Source organism: Blastococcus sp. TF02-09, from assembly GCF_003319105.1.
Classification (GTDB): Bacteria; Actinomycetota; Actinomycetes; order Mycobacteriales; family Geodermatophilaceae; genus Blastococcus.
The window spans coordinates 492,820-510,896 of sequence record NZ_QOHH01000002.1; the positions used below are offsets into that span (position 1 = coordinate 492,820).

At 73.9% G+C, this 18,077-nt stretch carries 17 protein-coding genes; 6 read left to right on the forward strand and 11 right to left on the reverse strand.

Translation table 11 applies throughout. The annotated features are described in order from the left end of the window. Positions 1-77: 77 nt before the first annotated feature. The 5 genes from DQ239_RS04940 to rsgA form a co-directional block, all read right to left on the reverse strand. Positions 78-932, reverse strand: a complete 855-nt coding sequence (locus DQ239_RS04940; RefSeq protein WP_113833333.1) for a phosphoribosylaminoimidazolesuccinocarboxamide synthase — start codon at positions 930-932, stop codon at positions 78-80. Next, positions 932-2,239: an adenylosuccinate lyase gene (gene purB / locus DQ239_RS04945; protein ID WP_113833332.1), complete on the reverse strand. Its 1,308-nt coding sequence runs from the start codon at positions 2,237-2,239 to the stop codon at positions 932-934. Before purB ends, DQ239_RS04940 begins: the two co-directional genes overlap by 1 nt. Positions 2,240-2,317: 78 nt before the next feature. Beyond that, entirely contained in the window at positions 2,318-3,739 is a 1,422-nt protein-coding gene (locus DQ239_RS04950; protein WP_113833258.1) for a selenium-binding protein SBP56-related protein, read from the reverse strand. Positions 3,740-3,831: 92 nt separating this feature from the next. After that, on the reverse strand, positions 3,832-5,109 hold the full coding sequence (gene purD / locus DQ239_RS04955) for a phosphoribosylamine--glycine ligase (RefSeq protein WP_113833259.1): 1,278 nt from the start codon (positions 5,107-5,109) through the stop codon (positions 3,832-3,834). A 24-nt stretch (positions 5,110-5,133) separates the two neighbouring features. Then, complete coding sequence (gene rsgA / locus DQ239_RS04960; RefSeq protein WP_113833260.1) at positions 5,134-6,165, reverse strand: ribosome small subunit-dependent GTPase A; 1,032 nt, start codon at positions 6,163-6,165, stop codon at positions 5,134-5,136. Positions 6,166-6,429: 264 nt separating this feature from the next. Here rsgA and DQ239_RS04965 point away from each other — a divergent pair, with 264 nt between their 5' ends. Then, the gene (locus DQ239_RS04965; protein WP_113833261.1) at positions 6,430-7,455 is read left to right on the forward strand and encodes a glycerophosphodiester phosphodiesterase family protein; all 1,026 of its coding nucleotides are present in this window, start codon (positions 6,430-6,432) and stop codon (positions 7,453-7,455) included. Positions 7,456-7,527: 72 nt separating this feature from the next. Here the strand turns inward: DQ239_RS04965 and DQ239_RS04970 are convergent, their stop codons facing one another. Further along, positions 7,528-8,817, reverse strand: coding sequence for an adenylosuccinate synthase (locus DQ239_RS04970; protein WP_113833262.1), 1,290 nt, complete (start codon positions 8,815-8,817; stop codon positions 7,528-7,530). A gap of 61 nt (positions 8,818-8,878) precedes the next feature. Here DQ239_RS04970 and DQ239_RS04975 point away from each other — a divergent pair, with 61 nt between their 5' ends. From DQ239_RS04975 to DQ239_RS04985, 3 genes are all read left to right on the forward strand, one after another. Then, positions 8,879-9,493, forward strand: a complete 615-nt coding sequence (locus DQ239_RS04975; RefSeq protein WP_113833263.1) for a hypothetical protein — start codon at positions 8,879-8,881, stop codon at positions 9,491-9,493. A 92-nt stretch (positions 9,494-9,585) separates the two neighbouring features. Further along, positions 9,586-10,656: an ABC transporter permease gene (locus tag DQ239_RS04980; protein WP_233488761.1), complete on the forward strand. Its 1,071-nt coding sequence runs from the start codon at positions 9,586-9,588 to the stop codon at positions 10,654-10,656. Further along, entirely contained in the window at positions 10,653-11,459 is an 807-nt protein-coding gene (locus DQ239_RS04985; protein WP_113833264.1) for an ATP-binding cassette domain-containing protein, read from the forward strand. The genes DQ239_RS04980 and DQ239_RS04985 overlap by 4 nt, the downstream gene beginning before the upstream one ends. Before the next feature lie 52 nt (positions 11,460-11,511). On the opposite strand, the gene DQ239_RS04990 is transcribed toward DQ239_RS04985, so the two are convergent. The 4 genes from DQ239_RS04990 to DQ239_RS05005 form a co-directional block, all read right to left on the reverse strand. Further along, positions 11,512-11,934 carry a DUF3151 domain-containing protein gene (locus tag DQ239_RS04990; RefSeq protein WP_113833265.1) on the reverse strand — a complete coding sequence of 141 codons (423 nt, stop codon included), beginning with the start codon at positions 11,932-11,934 and terminating at the stop codon, positions 11,512-11,514. Between the two features lie 2 nt (positions 11,935-11,936). After that, the gene (gene fbaA / locus DQ239_RS04995) at positions 11,937-12,971 is read right to left on the reverse strand and encodes a class II fructose-bisphosphate aldolase (protein WP_113833266.1); all 1,035 of its coding nucleotides are present in this window, start codon (positions 12,969-12,971) and stop codon (positions 11,937-11,939) included. Between the two features lie 64 nt (positions 12,972-13,035). Beyond that, a complete protein-coding gene (locus DQ239_RS05000) occupies positions 13,036-13,656 on the reverse strand; it encodes a pentapeptide repeat-containing protein (RefSeq protein WP_199582631.1) in 621 nt (206 codons plus the stop codon). 3 nt (positions 13,657-13,659) lie between these two features. Beyond that, positions 13,660-15,012, reverse strand: coding sequence for an FAD-dependent oxidoreductase (locus DQ239_RS05005; protein ID WP_113833267.1), 1,353 nt, complete (start codon positions 15,010-15,012; stop codon positions 13,660-13,662). A gap of 61 nt (positions 15,013-15,073) precedes the next feature. Here DQ239_RS05005 and DQ239_RS05010 point away from each other — a divergent pair, with 61 nt between their 5' ends. Further along, positions 15,074-15,898, forward strand: a complete 825-nt coding sequence (locus tag DQ239_RS05010) for a methyltransferase (RefSeq protein ID WP_113833268.1) — start codon at positions 15,074-15,076, stop codon at positions 15,896-15,898. Further along, positions 15,898-16,398 carry an NUDIX domain-containing protein gene (locus DQ239_RS05015; protein ID WP_147252000.1) on the forward strand — a complete coding sequence of 167 codons (501 nt, stop codon included), beginning with the start codon at positions 15,898-15,900 and terminating at the stop codon, positions 16,396-16,398. Before DQ239_RS05010 ends, DQ239_RS05015 begins: the two co-directional genes overlap by 1 nt. An 8-nt stretch (positions 16,399-16,406) precedes the next feature. Here DQ239_RS05015 and DQ239_RS05020 read toward each other — a convergent pair whose 3' ends face one another. After that, positions 16,407-17,831: an FAD-linked oxidase C-terminal domain-containing protein gene (locus DQ239_RS05020; RefSeq protein WP_113833270.1), complete on the reverse strand. Its 1,425-nt coding sequence runs from the start codon at positions 17,829-17,831 to the stop codon at positions 16,407-16,409. Between the last annotated feature and the right edge of the window lie 246 nt (positions 17,832-18,077).

The following is an 18,077-nucleotide window of genomic DNA, read 5'->3' on the forward strand; positions in this document are numbered from 1 at the left end:
CCCTCGCCAGATCTGCACACTCGGGGCTTTTACGGACCCTGAAAGCCCCGAGTGTGCAGATCTCGCGGGGAGGAGGGTCAGGTGAAGGGGGTGCCGGTGAGGCGTTCGTAGGCGGTGACGTAGCGCTCGCGGGTGGCGGCGACGACGTCGTCCGGCAGCTCCGGCGGCTCGGAGGCCCGGTCCCAGCCTGAGGAGGTCAGCCAGTCGCGGACGAACTGCTTGTCGTAGGAGGGCTGCACCGATCCCGGCGCCCAGGACGACGCCGGCCAGAAACGGGACGAGTCCGGGGTGAGCACCTCGTCGCCGAGCACCAGCGAGCCGTCGGCCAGGCCGAACTCGAACTTCGTGTCGGCCAGCACGATGCCGGCGTCCCGGGCGATCTCCGCCCCGCGCCGGTACAGCGCCAGCGTCAGCTCGCGCAGCTCCTCGGCGCGCTCAGCGCCCACCAGCGAGACCACCCGCGGGAAGTCGATCGGCTCGTCGTGCTCGCCGAGCTCCGCCTTGGTCGACGGCGTGAACACCGGCGCGGGCAGCTGCGAGCCCTCGACCAGCCCGGCCGGCAGGACGACGTCGCGGATCGAGCCGGTGCGCTCGTACTCCGCGGTGCCGCCACCGGAGAGGTAGCCGCGGGCCACGCACTCCACCGGCAACATCTCCAGCCGGCGCACGAGCATCGCCCGGCCGTCGACCGCGGGCGGCACGTCGGTCGCCGACACCAGGTGGTGGGTGGCGCCGAACTGCGCCAGCACCGGCGCGAGCTGGTCGAACCACCACACCGACAGCTGGGTGAGCACCCGCCCCTTGTCCGGGATCGGCGTCGGCAGCACCCAGTCGTAGGCCGAGATGCGGTCCGAGGCCACCAGCAGCAGGCGGTCGGGGCCGGCGTCGTAGACCTCGCGGACCTTGCCGCGGGCGACCAGCGGGAGATCGATCACGTCAGCGCCGCGAGCCGGTCGAACAGCGGGCCGAGGTTGGCCACGTAGCGCTCGGGCCGGCAGATCTCGTCCAGCCGCGCCTCGTCCAGCGTCACGCCGGAGGCGGCGGCACGGTCGCGGAGGGTGGATCGGAACGGCGTCCCGGAGTTCCACGTCTCCATCGCCGCCGACTGCACCAGCGCGTAGGCGTCCTCCCGCGACAGCCCCCCCTCGACCAGCTCGAGCAGCACCGACGACGTGTAGATCAGCCCGCCGGTGGACTCCAGGTTGGCGCGCATCCGGTCGGCGTCCACGACGAGGTTCTCGACCAGGCCCGTGGTCAGGTGCAGCAGGTAGTCGGTGGTGATCGCGGCGTCGGGCAGGAACACCCGCTCGGTGGAGGAGTGCGAGATGTCACGCTCGTGCCACAGCGGGATGCCCTCCATCACCGGCACGATCGCCGCCCGCACCACGCGCGCGAGGCCCGCGATGCGCTCGGAACGGATCGGGTTCTTCTTGTGCGGCATCGCGCTGGAGCCCTTCTGCCCCGCGCCGAAGGCCTCGGAGAGCTCCCGCACCTCGGTGCGCTGGCCGTGCCGCACCTCGAGCGCGATCGCCTCGCAGACCGTGGCGATGATCGCCAGCGCGGACACCCACTCGCTGATCGAGTCGCGGATGACCACCTGGGTCGAGGCGTCGGCGGGCCGCAGGCCCAGCGCGTCGGCGACGTACACCTCGACCGACGGGTCGATCAGCGAGTAGGTGCCGACGGCGCCGGAGATGGCGACGACGCCGACCCGCTCGCGCGCCGCCCGCAGCCGGTCGCGCGAGCGGGCCATCGCGAAGGCCAGGTCGGCGACCCGGTGCCCCCACACGTCCGGCTCGGCGTGCACGCCGTGCGTGCGCCCCACCTTGATCGTGTCGCGGTGCTTCAGCCCGTGGTCGCGCAGCGCGGCGACCAGCCGGTCGGCCTTCTCGAGCAGGACGTCGGTCGCGTCGGTGAGCTGCACGGCGAGTGCGGTGTCCAGCAGGTCCGACGACGTCATGCCGTGGTGCACGTAGGCGGCGGCCGAGCGCGGCTCGGTGTTGTCGGCCCAGGCGGTGAGGAAGGCGATGACGTCGTGCTGCGTCGTCTCCTCGATCTCCGCGACCCGCTCGGGGGTGGGCGGGGGCGCGTTGCGCACCGGCTCCACCACCTCGGCGGGCACCCGGCCGGCGGCGGCGTGCGCCTCGAGCACCAGGGTCTCGACCCTGCACCACAGCTCGTACTTGTGCGCGTCGCTCCAGACGCGGCCCATCTCCGGGAGGGTGTAGCGCTCGATCATGCGGGGCACCGGTCAGCTCGTCGCAGCACGGGGACAGTCTCCCCGAGGGCCCGCGGGATGACGAACACCCCCCGATCCTCAGCGGTAGCAGTAGGAGTCCGACGAGGCGTCCCCGCCCTGCAGCCGGGTCTGGTGCGGGCGCAGGCCCCGCCAGTCGTCGCCGTGCGGGAAGAACCGCTCGTCCAGGGTGAGCCCGCCGGCCGCGGGGTCGGTGTCGACCTTGGCCATCCAGGAGCCGACGCCGGCCGGGAAGAACTGGTCGTCCCACGCGCCGTAGAGCGAGTTGGTCAGGTAGATCCGGCGGCCGTCGCGGCTGACCTCGACCATCTGGGGCCCGCCGGCCAGCGGCTCGCCCGGCGCCGCCGGGTGGTCGGACTGCCGGACGATCCCGCCCAGGTGCACCGAGCCGACCTCGCGCGGGTGCGCCGGGTCCGCGACGTCGTACTGCTTGAGCTCGCCGGTGCCCCAGCAGGAGACGTACAGCATCCGGTCGTCGACCGAGAGGTCGATGTCGGTGACCAGCGGCGGCACCGCGCCGAACGGCTGCAGCGCCGGAGGGAGGTCGGCGGGATCGGCCGGCTCGGCCGGGATGGTGATGACCTTCTCGACCTGCCACCGCTCGCCGTCGCGGAACCAGCGCCACACCGAGGCGGACAGATCCGCCGTCGACACGACCACGCCGACGAAGCCCCAGGTGGCGTCGGGATCGTGGAAGGGGCGCAGCTCCAGCACCATCTGGTGCTCAACGCCGAGGTCGACGGTCTGCAGGTTGCGGCCCTCGGCGAGGTCCCAGAAGTGCAGCCGGTGCCCGTACTCGCCACCCAGCAGCAGCTCGGGCACGAGCCCGTTCTCCACCATCGCCGGGGTGCCCCACTCGCTGGAGACCAGCGGGTTCTGGTTCAGGTGCCACCAGGCGTCGTAGGCCAGGTACTGCGGGCCGCGGTCGGTCTCCCAGGCGCGGAGGACGTCGAAGGTGCTGTGGTCGAGCAGCGCGATGCCACCCGGACCCTCGCCGTTGCCGTTCGCGCCGCCCAGGCAGGTCAGGAACACACCGTCCGGGCCGCAGTGCAGCGTGTGCGGCCGCGAGTAGCCGGCCTTCTCCGCCAGCTCCTTCGCCCCGACCGTCTTGTGCAGGACGGGGTTCCGCGGGTCGGGGTGGGTGTCGTAGACGTGCAGGTTCGAGCTGCGCAGCCCGGGCAGCAGGAGGTAGCGGCGCTGCAGCCCGTCGGCGCCCATGTCGTGGCCCTGGTGCTTCAGCGCGCTGGAGCAGGCGTTCCAGCCGAAGTGGTGCAGCTCGTCGCCGACGGTCGGCAGGTCGGTCCAGCCGACGATCCGGCCGTACGTCGGGGAGGCGGCATCGGTGTCCACGATCGTGAGCGCGTCCGGTTTCTGCCCCGCGCGGTCGAAGGCGACCACGTAGGCCAGCTGCTCGGCCGGCGCCGCGATGGCCTCCGACGGGGTGCGGTAGAAGGTCGGGTCCATCGCGTGCGGCGCGGTCATGAGGGTTCCCCATCCCCTGGCTCAGGAGTCGTCCCCGTGCGACGGCCAGCGTGCGCCGAGCCGGCCGGGACGGGAAGGGCCGCCCGCGCGGGTCAGGCCTCCGGCGGGGAGATCCGCCCCTCGACGGCGGCCAGCGCGATGTCGGTGCGCCAGTGGGCGTCGGCCAGCCGCACGCCGGCCACCCGCTCGTAGACGGCCTGCCGGGCGGCGGCGAGGTCGTCGCCCACCGCCGTCACCGCCAGCACCCGGCCACCTGCCGAGACCACGGTGCCGTCGTCGGCCAGGGCCGTGCCGGCGTGCAGCACGCCCTCGCCGTCGGCACCGGTCACCGGGTCGCCGGTGCGCGGCGCCTCCGGGTATCCGGCCGCGGCGACCACCACGGTGACGGCGGACCCGGCGCGCCACTCGAGCGGCGGGTGGGCGGCGAGGGTGCCGGTCGCCGCGGCGTGCAGCAGGCCGGCCAGCGGCGTCGCCAGCAGCGGCAGCACGACCTGGGTCTCGGGGTCGCCGAAGCGGGCGTTGAACTCCACCACCCGCACGCCGCGGGAGGTCAGGGCCAGGCCCGCGTAGAGCAGACCGCTGAACGGCTCGCCACGGCGGGCCATCTCGTCGACGGTCGGCTGCAGCACCGCGGCGAGCACCTCGTCGACCAGCCCGGCCGGCGCCCAGGGCAGCGGCGCGTAGGCGCCCATGCCACCGGTGTTCGGGCCGCCGTCGCCGTCGTCCCGGCGCTTGAAGTCCTGCGCGGGCACCAGCGGCAGCACCGTCGTCCCGTCGGTGACGGCGAACAGCGACACCTCGGGGCCGTCGAGGAACTCCTCGACCAACACCGCTCCCCCGGCGTCCAGGACGGCGCGGCCGTGCGCCAGCGCGGCGTCGCGGTCGGGGGTCACCAGCACGCCCTTGCCGGCGGCCAGGCCGTCGTCCTTGACCACCCAGGGCGCCCCGCCGGTCAGCGCGGCCACCTCGTCCAGCGCCGTCTCCAGCTCGGCCGGACCGCCGACCGGCCAGGCCTGCGCCGTGGGCACGCCGGCCGCGGTCATCACGTGCTTGGCGAAGGACTTGCTGCCCTCCAGCTGGGCGGCCTGCTCCGACGGGCCGAAACAGGCGATGCCGGCATCCCGGACCGCATCGGCCGCGCCGGCCACGAGCGGGACCTCGGGGCCGACGACGACGAGGTCGGCCCGCCACTCCCGCGCCAGGGCGGCGATCGCCTCGGGGTCGCGGACGTCGACGGGGTGCGGCTCGGCGAGCGCGCGGGTGCCCGCGTTGCCGGGCGCGCAGGCCAGCGCCTCGACAGTGGGGTCGGAGGTCAGAGCCACGCACAGGGCGTGCTCCCGGGCACCGGAGCCGATCACCAGGACGCGCACCCGCCGAACGCTACCGACGACGGGTCAGCGCGTTCTGTACGGCTGGTCGCGCAGGGAGCGGTGCAGGGCGCGGAGCCGGGCCCGCTCCTCCGCCCGGGCGCGGGCGTCCACGCGCAGCAGCTGGCGGTGCTGCTCGGCCTGCAGCTTCCGCCAGCCGAGGAAGCGGGCCGGGTCGAGCCGGCCGTCGTCGATGGCGGCGGCCACCGCGCACCCGGGTTCGCCGCCGTGGCCGCAGTCCCGGAACCGGCAGTCCTGGGCCAGGTCGGCGACGTCGGCGTAGGTGGCCGCCACCCCCGCGGCGTCGTCGTGCAGCGCCAGCTCTCGCATGCCCGGGGTGTCGACCAGCAGCGCCCCTCCGGGCAGCAGGTGCAGCTCGCGGGCGGTCGTGGTGTGCCGGCCGCGCCCGTCCCCGCGGATCTCGCGGGTGCCTGCGACCGCGTCCCCTGCCAGCGCGTTGAGCAGGCTGGACTTCCCGACCCCCGACGGCCCGACCATCGCCGCCGTCCGGCCCGGACCGAGCAGTCCGCCGACGGCGTCCAGCCCCTCGCCGGTCCACGAGCTGACCGCGAGCACCTCCACCCCCAGGGCGTCCTCGCGCACCGCCTCGACCCCGGCGGCGACGTCGTCGCAGAGGTCGGCCTTCGTGAGGACGACGACGGGCGTCGCGCCGCTGCTCCAGGCGACGGCGAGGTAGCGCTCGACGCGGCGCAGGCGCGGATCGGCCGTCAGCGCGTCCACCACGAGGACGACGTCGAGGTTCGCCGCGACCACCTGCGCCGTGGACGTGCGGCCCGCGCCCGTGCGCACGAACGCGCTGGTCCGGGGCAGGAGGGCGACGGCCAGCTCGCCCCGCAGCGCCACCCAGTCGCCCACCGCGGGACCGCCCAGCGCCGGGTCGGCGTGCAGGCCGGCGCCGGGGTGCACGCGCCGTTCGCCGTCGGCGGCGAGGACCGCCAGCCGGCCGCGGTCGACCCGCGCCACCCGGGCGGGCACCGTGCCCGGGAGCAGGTGCTCCGCCAGCTCGGGGCGCCAGCCCAGGGACGACAGGGGGTTCACGTCGCCGATGGTGGGCGCCGGTCGGGTGCGGTGTCATCCGAATTGCGCGGCCCGAACCGGCCCCTGGGCGCGACACGCGTGACGAGCGGGGCGGACGGGACGACGCGGCTCACCCGGCGTCGCGCCGCTCCCTGGTGCACACTGTGTGACATGGGTCACTGAGCCGGTGAACCGTCGCAGGTCAACACGCTGTGTTTCCGATCGTGCGCAACACGTTCCCTTCAGTTCGCCCATCGGCCATCCGATTGATGTGTTGTGGGATCCATGCACGCGACCGAGTCGCTGGCCATGCCGCCTGTGACACGCCTTCCCCGGCCCGTCGTCATCGGGCACCGCGGTGCCCCCGCCTACCGCCCCGAGCACACGGCCGCCAGCTTCGAGCTGGCGATCGACATGGGCGCCGACCTCATCGAGCCCGACGTCGTGGTCAGCCGCGACGGGGTCCTCGTGGTCCGCCACGAGAGCGAGCTCTCGCTGTCGACCGACGTGGCCGACCGCGCGGCCTTCGCCGACCGGCGCACCACGCGCACGGTCAAGGGCAAGGAGGTGACCGGCTGGTTCACCGAGGACTTCACGCTCGCCGAGCTGCGCACCCTGCGCGCCGTCGAGCGGATGCCCTCCCTGCGGCCGCTGAACACCGCCTACGACGGCCGGTTCGGCATCCTGACCCTCGCCGAGGTCGTCCACCTGGCCCGGCGCCGCTCCACCCCCACCCGTCGCATCGAGGTGCTGGTCGAGCTCAAGAACGTGACCTGGCCGGACGGCTCCGGCCCGACGCTGTCGGCCCTGGCGGCCGCCGAGCTGCGCCGGCTCGGCGTCGCCTCCGCCGCGGGCCCGGTGATCGTCCAGTCGTTCGACGCCGGGCTGCTGCGCGACCTGCGCGCCCGGCTCGGCGAGAACGGCCCCCGGCTGGTCCAGCTCGTCGACGACGGCGCCGAGGGCGACCGCATGGTCGGCCTCGCCGGGCTGCGCGAGATCTCCACCTACGCGCAGGGCATCGCACCCAGCCGCCGACGGATCCTCACGGCCTGCGGCGCCGACGCGCGGGGGTGCCGCCTGGTCGAGGAGGCCCACCGCGCCGCGCTGTCGGTCTTCTGCTGGACGCTGCGGGCGGAGAACGCGTTCCTGCCCGAGCAGCGGCGCCGCGGGAACCGGCCCGGCGCCCGCGGCGACGCCGTCGCCGACGCCCGGCACCTGCTGGACCTGGGCCTGGACGGGCTGATCACCGACTCGCCCGACCTCGCCGTCACCGCGCTGCGGAGGAGTCCCCGCCAGTCCGCCGTCGCTTGATGGGTGTTCCTCGCGCTCCGGAGGTCCTGCAGGACCCCCGGAGCGCGAGGACGACCCCCGCGGCGGGCGAACTCAGCCCAGCAGGTCGTGGATGACCACGTTCTCCTCGCGGCCGGGGCCGACGCCGATCACGCTGATGCGCGCACCGGACAGCTCCTCGAGCCGGCGCACGTAGGCCTGGGCGTTGGCCGGCAGCTCGTCGAAGGTCCGGCAGTGCCGGATGTCCTCGAACCAGCCCGGCATCTCCTCGTAGACCGGCGTGGCGTGGTGGAAGTCGGTCTGCGTCATCGGCATCTCGTCGTGCCGGACGCCGTCGATGTCGTAGGCGACGCAGATCGGCACCGTCTCCAGGCCGGACAGGACGTCGAGCTTGGTGAGGAAGTAGTCGGTGATGCCGTTGACGCGGCTGGCGTACCGGGCGACGACGGCGTCGAACCACCCGCAGCGGCGGTCGCGCCCGGTGGTCACGCCGACCTCGCCGCCCTGCTTGCGCAGGTACTCGCCCCACTGGTCGTGCAGCTCGGTCGGGAAGGGCCCCGAGCCCACCCGAGTCGTGTAGGCCTTGAGGATGCCGACCACCCGCTCGATGCGGGTGGGGCCGACGCCGGCGCCGACGGCCGCACCACCGGCGGTCGGGTTGGACGACGTGACGAACGGATACGTGCCGTGGTCGACATCGAGCAGCGTGCCCTGCGAGCCCTCGAGCAGCACCCACTCGCCGGCGTCCAGCGCCTTGCCCAGCAGCAGGCGGGTGTCGGCGATCCGGTGCCGCAACTGGTCCGCGTACGTCGCATACTCAGCGACGACCTCGTCGACGTCGATGGCCTTGCGGTTGTAGACCTTGACCAGGATCTGGTTCTTCTCCTGCAGCGTGCCCTCGAGCTTCTGCCGCAGGATCGAGAGGTCCAGCAGGTCCTGCACGCGGATGCCGGTGCGGGCCACCTTGTCGCCGTAGGCGGGGCCGATGCCGCGGCCGGTGGTGCCGATCTTCCGCTTGCCCAGGAAGCGCTCGGTGACTTTGTCCAGGGCGCGGTGGTGCGGCATGATCAGGTGCGCGTCCGAGGAGATGGTCAGGCGCGAGGTGTCCACGCCCCGCTCCTCCAGGCCGGCGAGCTCCTCGATGAGCACCTCGGGGTCGATGACGACGCCGTTGCCGATGACCGGCGTGCAGCCCGGCGTCAGGATCCCTGACGGGATCAGGTGCAGCGCGTACTTCTCGCCGTCCGGGGTGATCACCGTGTGGCCGGCGTTGTTGCCGCCCTGGTAGCGGACGACGTAGGGGACGCGCCCACCGAGCAGGTCGGTGGCCTTGCCCTTGCCCTCGTCGCCCCACTGGGCGCCGATCAGCACGACTGCGGGCATGGGGAAAGGTCTCCTCGGGTGCATCGGGGCTGGCGGACCGGTCGGATGGCAGGGTATCCGCATGGGTTCGGTGGAGCTGGATCTGCGGCGCCTGGGAGCCGGGGAGGCCCCGCGCGCGGCCTCCGTGGCAGGAGCCGCCGAGGCCGAGTCGGTGCTGGTCCGCGGTCCCGTGGCGGGGCTGGCCGCGGCGCTCGGCGTGCTGCTCAAGGCAGGACGGACGGCGGAGGTCCCGGTGTCCTGGGAGCCGGCCGCCGACAAGGACTCCCAGGGCCTGGCCCGCGACCTGGGCATCGGCACCGGTGGCCCGCGGGAGCTCACTCTCGTGCGCGACGACCACGGCGGCGTGCTGCTGCACCACGGCCGGATCGAGGCCGACGGCGACGGGCGCCGGTCGCTGAGCCGCCGGCTGGGGCTGCAGGCGCACCACGACGACATCCGGGTCGCCGACGGCGAGATCACCCGCATCGACGTCCGCCCCGACTGGACCGCCGTCGACACGATCGGCGTCACGGTCATGACCCTGCCGCTGCGGCCCACCCGCCGGACGAGCGGCCGGGCCCTGCAGGTCGCCTGCGACCCGGCGCGGATCATCCGGGACGGCGTCCGGTACCCGCGGGCCGTGCAGCGCTGGACGTGGTTCGCCGACGACCGGGTCCGCTGGCTCCTCCACCCCTAGCCGGAAGTGCCGCCTGAGTCGTGGACACTGGGGGACACGCTCGTCGAGGAGGCCCCGCTGCCGTCGTCCACGGATCCCGCCGGACCCCGCCGGTGACTGTCGGCCGCCTGTCCTCGTCCGTGGCTCCGCACCGCGCGCGCCCGGGCCGCGTGGACGGCGGGCGGGTGCTGCGGCAGGCGTTGACCCGGCCGAGCCTCCCGGCGCTCGTCGTGCTGGCGCTCGTGCTCGCGTTCTTCGCCGTCCGGGCACCGGAGCTGCTGACCTCCGGTGGTCTGGCCGGCGTCCTCGACATCGCGGCCACCCTCGGCATCGGCGGTGTCGCGGTGGCGCTGCTGCTCGTCGCGGGCCAGTTCGACCTCTCGGTCGGCGTGCTGGCCATGTCCAGCGCCGCCGTGACCGCGGTGCTCATCGGGCAGGCCGGCTGGGGCACGTGGCCGGCGCTGCTGGCCTCGCTGGCCTGCGCCCTGCTGGTCGGCGTCGTCAACGGCGTGCTGGTCGTGAACACCGGGCTGCCGAGCTTCCTGGTCACGCTGGCGACGTTCCTCGTCCTGCAGGGGACGACGCTGGCCGGCGTGCGCGCCGTCGGCGGCTCCGGGCGGATCGACGGCCTGGACGAGGCGCCGGGCTGGTCGTCGGCCGCCGCGGTGTTCGGCTCCACCGCCCAGCTCGGCGACGGCCGGTTCCGCGTCTCGCTGCTGTGGTGGCTGGGCGTCACCGCGGTGGCGACCTGGGTGCTGTGGCGCACCAGGTTCGGCAACGCGGTGTTCGCCAGCGGCGGGGCGCGCACCGCCGCCCGGGAGCTGGGCGTGCCGGTGCGCCGCACCACCGTCGCGCTGTTCTGCCTGAGCGCCACCGCGGGGTGGCTGATCGGCACGCTGAGCCTGGTCCGCCTGGACGGTGTGCAGGTGAGCAGCGCCGACCTGGCCACCGGCCTGGACTTCCTCGTCGTGGCCGTGCTGGGCGGCTGCCTGCTCGCCGGCGGGTACGGCTCGGCGTTCGGCGCCTCGGTCGGCGCGCTCCTGTACGCCGTCTCCTGGCAGGGGATCGTCCTGGCCGGCTGGGACCCGCCCTGGTTCCAGGCGCTGCTCGGCGTCCTGCTGGTGGTGGCGCTGGTCGCCAACGGCGTGGTCGGGCACCGGCTGAAGGGGGTGCCCCGCTCGTGACCGGGAGCGGCGCGCGGGGGCTGGAGCTTCGCGGGATCACGGTGCGGCACGGCAGCGTCCCGGCGCTGTCGCGGGTGAGCGCGACCTTCCCGGCCGGCGAGATCAGCTGCGTCCTCGGCGAGAACGGCTCGGGCAAGTCCACGCTGGTCGCCCTGCTGTCCGGCTTGCGCCGGCACGACGAGGGCGAGCTGCTGGTCGACGGGACGGCGGTGCGCTTCCGCTCGCCACGGACGGCGCGGGCCGCCGGCGTCGCCACCGTCTGGGAGGACCTCGCCGTCGCCCCGCTGCTGTCGGTGTGGCGCAACTTCTTCCTGGGCGCGGAGCCGACCCGCGGGGTGTGGCCGCTGCGCCGGCTCGACCTCGAGTCCGCGCGGGCGACGACGGCGCGCGCGATGGAGCGGGTCGGCATCCCGGGGCTGGACCCCGACCAGCCGGCCAGCCGGCTGCTGGCCGGCGAACGGCAGAGCCTGGCCGTGGCCCGGGCGCTGCACTTCGGTGCCAGCGCGCTGGTCATCGACGAGCCGACGGCGCCGATGACCGTGGCCCGTCAGACGCTGTTCGGGCAGGCCATCCTCGCCGCACGCGCCCAGGGGCTCGCCGTCGTCGTCGTCACCAACAACCCGCGATACGCCCACCTCATCGGCGACCGGTTCCTGCTGCTGGCCGACGGCCAGGTGGCCGGCAACCTCACGCGGGAGGACGTCGACGCCGACGGCCTGACCGCGCTCATGGCCGGCGGCGCCCAGCTGGGCGTGCTCACCGACGCGCTCACCGAGCTCCACCCGGAGCTCGGCGAACGTTGACCCCGGCTTCTCCGCGGAAAAGCGGTCTGCTTTTCCGCGGAGAAGCAGGGGTCTACGGCGCGAGGGTGGGGTCGCAGTCCCGCAGCAGCTGGGTGCAGCGCTCCTGCTCGTCGTGCTCGCCGATGGCCTCGGCGGCCGCGGCCAGCACCGTGACGCAGCGCAGGAAGCCCCGGTTGGGCTCGTGCGACCACGGCACGGGCCCGAAGCCCTTCCAGCCGTTGCGGCGCAGCGCGTCCAGCCCGCGGTGGTAGCCGGTGCGGGCGTACGCGTAGGCCTCGATGGTGTCGGGCAGCAGCCGCTCGGTGCGGTTCAGCGCCTCCTCGGCCAGGGCCGCCCACGCGGCGCTCACCGTGGGATGCCGGGCGGCGACCTCGGCGGCGGGGGTGCCTTCGGCCAGCTCGCGGTCGGCCTCCGGGTTCGCCGGGAGCAGGGTGGGGTCCGGCTCGCCGAGCAGGTTGCCGTGCGCGTGGGACATGATCAGGCGCCCTGCGACTGGCCGGCGGACAGCAGGTGCTCGCACGCCTCGACGACGCGGGCGGCCATGCCGGCCTCGGCGGCCTTGAGGTAGCTGCGCGGGTCGTAGGCCTTCTTGTCGCCGACCTCGCCGTCGATCTTGAGCACGCCGTCGTACTTGCTGAACATGTGCCCGGCGATCGGGCGGGTGAAGGCGTACTGGGTGTCGGTGTCGACGTTCATCTTCACGACGCCGTACGAGATCGCCTCGCGGATCTCGGACTCCGCGGAGCCCGAGCCGCCGTGGAAGACCAGGTTGAACGGCTTGGCTCCCTCGCCCAGGCCGAACTCCCGCGCGACGACGTCCTGACCCTGCTTGAGGATCTCGGGGCGGAGCTTGACGTTGCCGGGCTTGTAGACGCCGTGCACGTTGCCGAAGGTGGCCGCAAGCAGGTAGACGCCGCGCTCGCCGAGGCCGAGCTTCTGGGCGGTGCGCAGGAAGTCGCCGTCGGCGGTGTACAGCTTCTCGTTGATCTCGGCGACGACGCCGTCCTCCTCGCCGCCGACGATGCCGATCTCCAGCTCGAGGACGAGCTTGGCGGCCGCGGACTTCTCCATCAGCTCCTCGGCGATGTCGAGGTTCTCGCCGAGCTCGATGGCCGAGCCGTCCCACATGTGCGACTGGAACAGCGGCTCCTGGCCGGCGTCGACGCGGTCCTTCGACAGCGCGATGAGCGGGCGGACGTAGCCGTCGAGCTTGTCCTTGGGGCAGTGGTCGGTGTGCAGCGCGACGTTGACCGGGTACTTCTCGGCGACGACGTGCGCGAACTCGGCCAGCGCCACCGCGCCGGTGACCATGTCCTTGACCTTGGTGCCCGAGCCGAACTCCGCACCACCGGTGGAGAACTGGATGATGCCGTCGCTGCCGGCGTCGGCGAAGCCCCGCAGGGCCGCGTTGATCGTCTCCGACGAGGTGCAGTTGATCGCCGGGTAGGCGAAGCCGCCCTCCTTGGCCCGGCTGATCATGTCGGCGTAGACCTCGGGGGTCGCGATGGGCATGCGGGGCACTCCTCCGTAGCGATGCACTGCGCTGTACGTCGTGATCAGTATTGCGCCGCGGCCGTCATCCCGGGGCGTCGGGGCCGACCCGCATCCCCAGGGTGGTGACCAGCACGACCGCCTGGGTCACGTCGATCTGCGCGCCGGCGAGCTCGGCGTCGCGCGGGTCGAGGGCGCTCAGGTCGCTGCCGCGGAGGTCGGCGCCGGCGAAGTCGATGCCCGACAGCTCGGCCGCGGAGAGGTCCAGCCCGCGCAGCGTGGCGCCCGCCGCCCGCACGCCGGTGAGGTCGGCCTCGCGCATCCGCGCACCGGCGAGGGTGGCGCGGGCGAGGTCGGCCCCGGGCAGCAGCACGAACGACCAGTCCCCGCTGTCGACGCTCATCAGGTCGAACGTGCACCGCTGGGACCGGCTGCCGACGAACTTGCACGCGGTGAGCTCGGCCTGGAAGAACGAGCAGCCGGTGAACGAGCAGTTCAGGAAGGCGGCATCGGTGAAGCGGGTGGCGGTGAACCGGCAGTCGACGAAGGTGCAGTCGGTGAAGACCGCGCCCTCCCCGGTGGCCTCGGTCAGGTCCACGCCGGAGAACCGGACCGCGGTGTGCTCACGCCCGGAAAGGTCCTCGCCGTACCAGTCGGCGTCCTGGACCTCGGTGGTGCCGGGTCCGCTGTCGGTCAGCTGGCCCACGGCTCAGCCCGTCTCGATCCGGCTGGCCACCCGCGCGGCGACGACGACCGGGTCGTAGGTCGGCGAGAGCGGCGGGGCGTAGGAGAGGTCGGAGCCGGCCAGCTCCTCGGTGGTCATCCCCGCCCAGATCGCGGTGGCGAGGACGTCGATGCGCTTGCCGCTGCCCGGCCCGCCGACGATCTGCGCGCCCAGCAGCAGCCCGGAGCCGCGCTCGGTGATGATCTTGACCGTGATCGGCTCGGCGCCCGGGTAGTAGCCGGCCCGCGTCGTCGCCTCGATCGTCTCGCTCCGGTGGTCGAAGCCGGCCTGCTCGGCCTGGGTGGTGCACAGCCCCGTGCGGGCCACCTCGAGGTCGCCGACCTTCGTCACCCCGGTCCCCAGGACTCCGGCGAACCGGGCCGCGCGCCCGCCGATCACCGAGCCCGCGACCCGGCCCTGCTTGTTCGCGTGGGTGCCGAGCGCGACGTGGATGGCCTCGCCGGTGATGCGGTGGAAGGTCTGCACGCAGTCGCCGGCCGCGAACACCTCGGAGTGCGAGCGGCTGCGCTGGGTGTGGGCGACGTCGATGCCGCCGGTGACGCCGATCTGCAGGCCGGCCTCGCGGGCCAGCGTGGCCTCCGGGCCCATGCCCAGGCCCAGGACGACCAGGTCGGCGTCGTAGCTGCCCGCGTCGGTGCGCACGGCCCGGACCGCGCCGTCGGCGCCCACCTCGATCTCGCGGACCGGCTGCTCGGCCTGGACGTCGATGCCCATGTCGCCCATCGCCTTGCAGATCCGCTCGCCCATGTCGTCGTCGAGCTGGGCCATGGGCAGCGGGTCGGCCAGGACGACGGTGACCGACAGCCCGCGGGCCAGCAGCACCTCGGCCATCTCCAGGCCGATGTAGCCACCGCCGAGGACGACGGCCTTCCGCGCGCCCGCCGCGATCGCGGCCCGGATGTCGGCGCCGTCGGCGAGCCGGTGGACCCCGAAGACGCCGTCGGCGTCCAGACCCGGCACCGATGGGCGGGCGGGGCGCCCGCCGGTGGCGACGACCAGGTTGTCGTAGCCGTACCGCCGGCCGTCGGCCGCCCGCACCTCCCCCGCGTCCAGGTCGATCGCCTCGGCGCGGACGTGCATCTGCACGGAGATGCCGTCGGCCTCGAACTGCGCCGGGGTGCGGGCCAGCAGCGCGTCGCGGTCGGGGACCTGGCCGCCGATCCAGTACGGGATTCCGCAGGCGGAGTAGGAGATCTCCGGACCCTGCTCCAGGACGACGATGTCGAGGTCGCCCGCCGGCCGCAGCCGGCGCGCCTGCGCGGCGGCCGACATCCCGGCGGCGTCTCCGCCGATGACGACGAGCCGATCGGTGCTCACGGCGACAGCGTGTCATCCCGTACCGACGATCGGCAGGTCAGCGGTCTCCTAGGGTCGCCGGATGACCGACGGTGGAGCAGCGGCCGGCGTGTTCGGCGGCCGCGCGGGCGAGTGGGCGTCCTGGCAGGCGTCCCCGTGGGGACGGCTGCGCTACGCCGTCGTCCGGGAGACGACGGCGCGGGCGCTCGCAGCGCTCCCCGGCCCGCTGCGGGTGGTCGACGTCGGCGGGGGCGACGGGTCGGACAGCCTGCCGCTGGCCGGCGACGGGCACGACGTCACGGTGCTCGACTTCGCCCCGGAGCTCCTGGAGCAGGCCCAGCAGGCGGCGGAGAGCCGGGGCGTTGCCGACCGCGTCCGGGTGCTGCGCGCCGACCTCGACGACCTCGTTCCGGGGGCCGGCGAGGGCCTCCCCACGTACGACGTCGTGCTGTGCCACAACGTGCTGCACTACCGCGCGGACGTCCCGGCGACCGTGCGGTTCCTGGCCGGGCTCGCGCGGCCCGGCGGGATCGTGTCGGTGATGGCACCGAACCCGGCGATGGACGTGCTGTCGGCCGCGGTCCGCCGGCAGGACGCCGCGGGTGCCCTCGCCGTCCTCGACTCGCCCACCGTGCACAGCCAGACGTTCGACCACCCCATGCGGCGTCTGGAGGAGGCCGAGGTGGAGCAGGCGCTGGCCGACGCCGGGTGCACCGTCGAGCACCGGTTCGGCATCCGGTGCGTGATGGACCTGATCGCCGACGACGAGCGCAAGGCCGAGCCCGACTTCTACGAGCAGCTGCTCGAGCTCGAGCTGCGGTTGTGCGCGCGTGAGCCCTACCGGCGGACCGCCCGCTTCTGGCAGCTCACGGCGCGCGTCGAGGATGTCGCTGAGACGGAGAGGTGATGGTGGGAGGTGCTCGGCGCCCGACGGCGATGGCCGGTTGGCATCCGGACTGCTACCAGCGGGCGATCGCCTACGTCACCGACCCCACTGGGCGGCTCCTCGTGTTCGAGCACCGGGACGTCGATGCGGGAACCCAGGTGCCGGGTGGCGGCATCCGCGTCGGCGAGTCCGCCGAGGACGCCGTCCTCCGGGAGCTCGTCGAGGAGTCCGGTCTCGACGTCGCCGTCGTCGTCCGGAAGCTCGGCGAGGCCTGGGACCGCTCCGAGTCCGGCACCGTGCCGGCGGGTCTCGAGGAGCGGAGCCAGCACGCGTTCCACCTCCGGCTCGTCGATCCCCCGCAGCACGAGCGGTGGGAGTGGGAAGAGAGATCCGGTGGCGCCGTGGTCGAGCAGCGCTTCGCCTTCAGCTGGATCGCCCTGGATCAGGCCGAGCGCATCCTCGGACCGTCGCAGGCGATGTGGATCGACGCCGTCCGGCTCTCGCTCCGCCATCCCGCCTGACGGGACGCTCAGCGGCCGGACAGCTCCGCCACCGCGGGGAGGTCGCGCACCGACGCGCTGCGGAACACCTTGCCCGGGTTGAGCAGGCCGTCCGGGTCGAGCGCGTCCTTGATCGCCCGGTGCACGTCCAGCGCCACGGGGCCGATCTCGCGCTCGAGCCAGTCGACCTTGATCGCGCCCACCCCGTGCTCGCCGGTGATCGTGCCGCCGAGGGACAGCCCCAGCTCGCAGATGTCGTCGAAGGCGGCGAAGGCCCGCTCGCGCTGACCGTCGTCGGCGGGGTCGAAGCAGATGGTCGGGTGCATGTTGCCGTCGCCGGCGTGCCCGACGACGCCGACCGTGAGCCCGCGCTGCCCGGCGATCGCGTCGCAGCCGTCGAGGAAGTCCGCGATGCGGGAGCGCGGCACCGCGATGTCGTCGATCAGCGTGGTGCCGAGCAGCTCCAGCGCCGGCAGGGCCATGCGGCGGGCCTGGAGCAGCAGGTCGCCCTCGGCGGGGTCGTCGGTGGTGTGCACGAAGTCCGCGCCCGCGTCGCGGCAGAGCTGTGCGAGGGCCTCGATCTCCTCGACGGCGACGGCGCCTCCGGTGTCCGACTGCGCGACCAGCAGCGCGTGGGCGGAGCGGTCGAGGTCGGCCTTGAGCAGGTCGTCGACCGCGCAGATGCAGGTGTTGTCCATGACCTCGAGCAGGCTGGGCACCAGGCCGCTGGTCACCACCCGCTCGACCACCTGGCCGGTCTGCGCCGTCGTCCCGAACGAGGCGGCAAGGGTGACCGGGCGCTTCGGTGCCGGGCGCAGCGCCAGCGTCGCCTCGGTGATGACGCCGAGGGTCCCCTCCGACCCGACGAACAGCCGGGGTAGGTCGTAGCCGGCGACGCCCTTGACCGTGCGCCGCCCGGTCCGCAGCACGCGCCCGTCGGCGAGGACGACCTCCAGCGCCATCACGTAGTCGGTCGTGACGCCGTACTTCACGCAGCACAGGCCACCGGAGTTGGTGGAGAGGTTGCCGCCGATCGTGCACCAGTCGTAGCTGGAGGGGTCCGGCGGGTAGAAGAGCCCGAAACTGGCGACGGCGTCGCGCAGGTGCTTGTTCACCACGCCCGGCTGCACGACGGCCAGCCGGTCGGCGGGTGAGACCTCGAGGACGGCGTTCATCCGGGTCATGACCAGCGTGATCGCGCCGTCGACCGCGTTGCTGGAGCCGGCCAGCCCCGAGCCGGCGCCCCTCGGGACGACCGGGACGCCGTGCCGCGTCGCCACCTGCATGACCGCGACGACGTCCTCGGTGCTCCGGGGCAGGACGACGGCCGCCGGGATGCCGGCAGGAGCGAGCATCGCCTGGTCGCGGGCGTACCCGGCGGTGACGTCGGGATCGGTGAGGACGCTGTCAGCGCCCAGCGCGTCCTGGAGCTCGGTCACCCACGAAGTGGTCACCGTCACACCGTAGCGAGGGGATGGCCGCCCGCCCGCGCCGCGAGCCGCCCCGTCCTCCCTCACCGCAGCGCGTCCTCCCTCACGTCCCACGGTGAGGGTGGACGCGCTGGGATCAGGTCAGGTGGATTCAAGGAGCGGATGCAACACCCGCTGGTTGATCGCCTGACAGTAGAGGGCCGATGACTTCGACGGGCTTGAGCCAGTTGAGGGTCTTGCGGGGTCGCCCGTTCAGGGAGCGGGCGATCT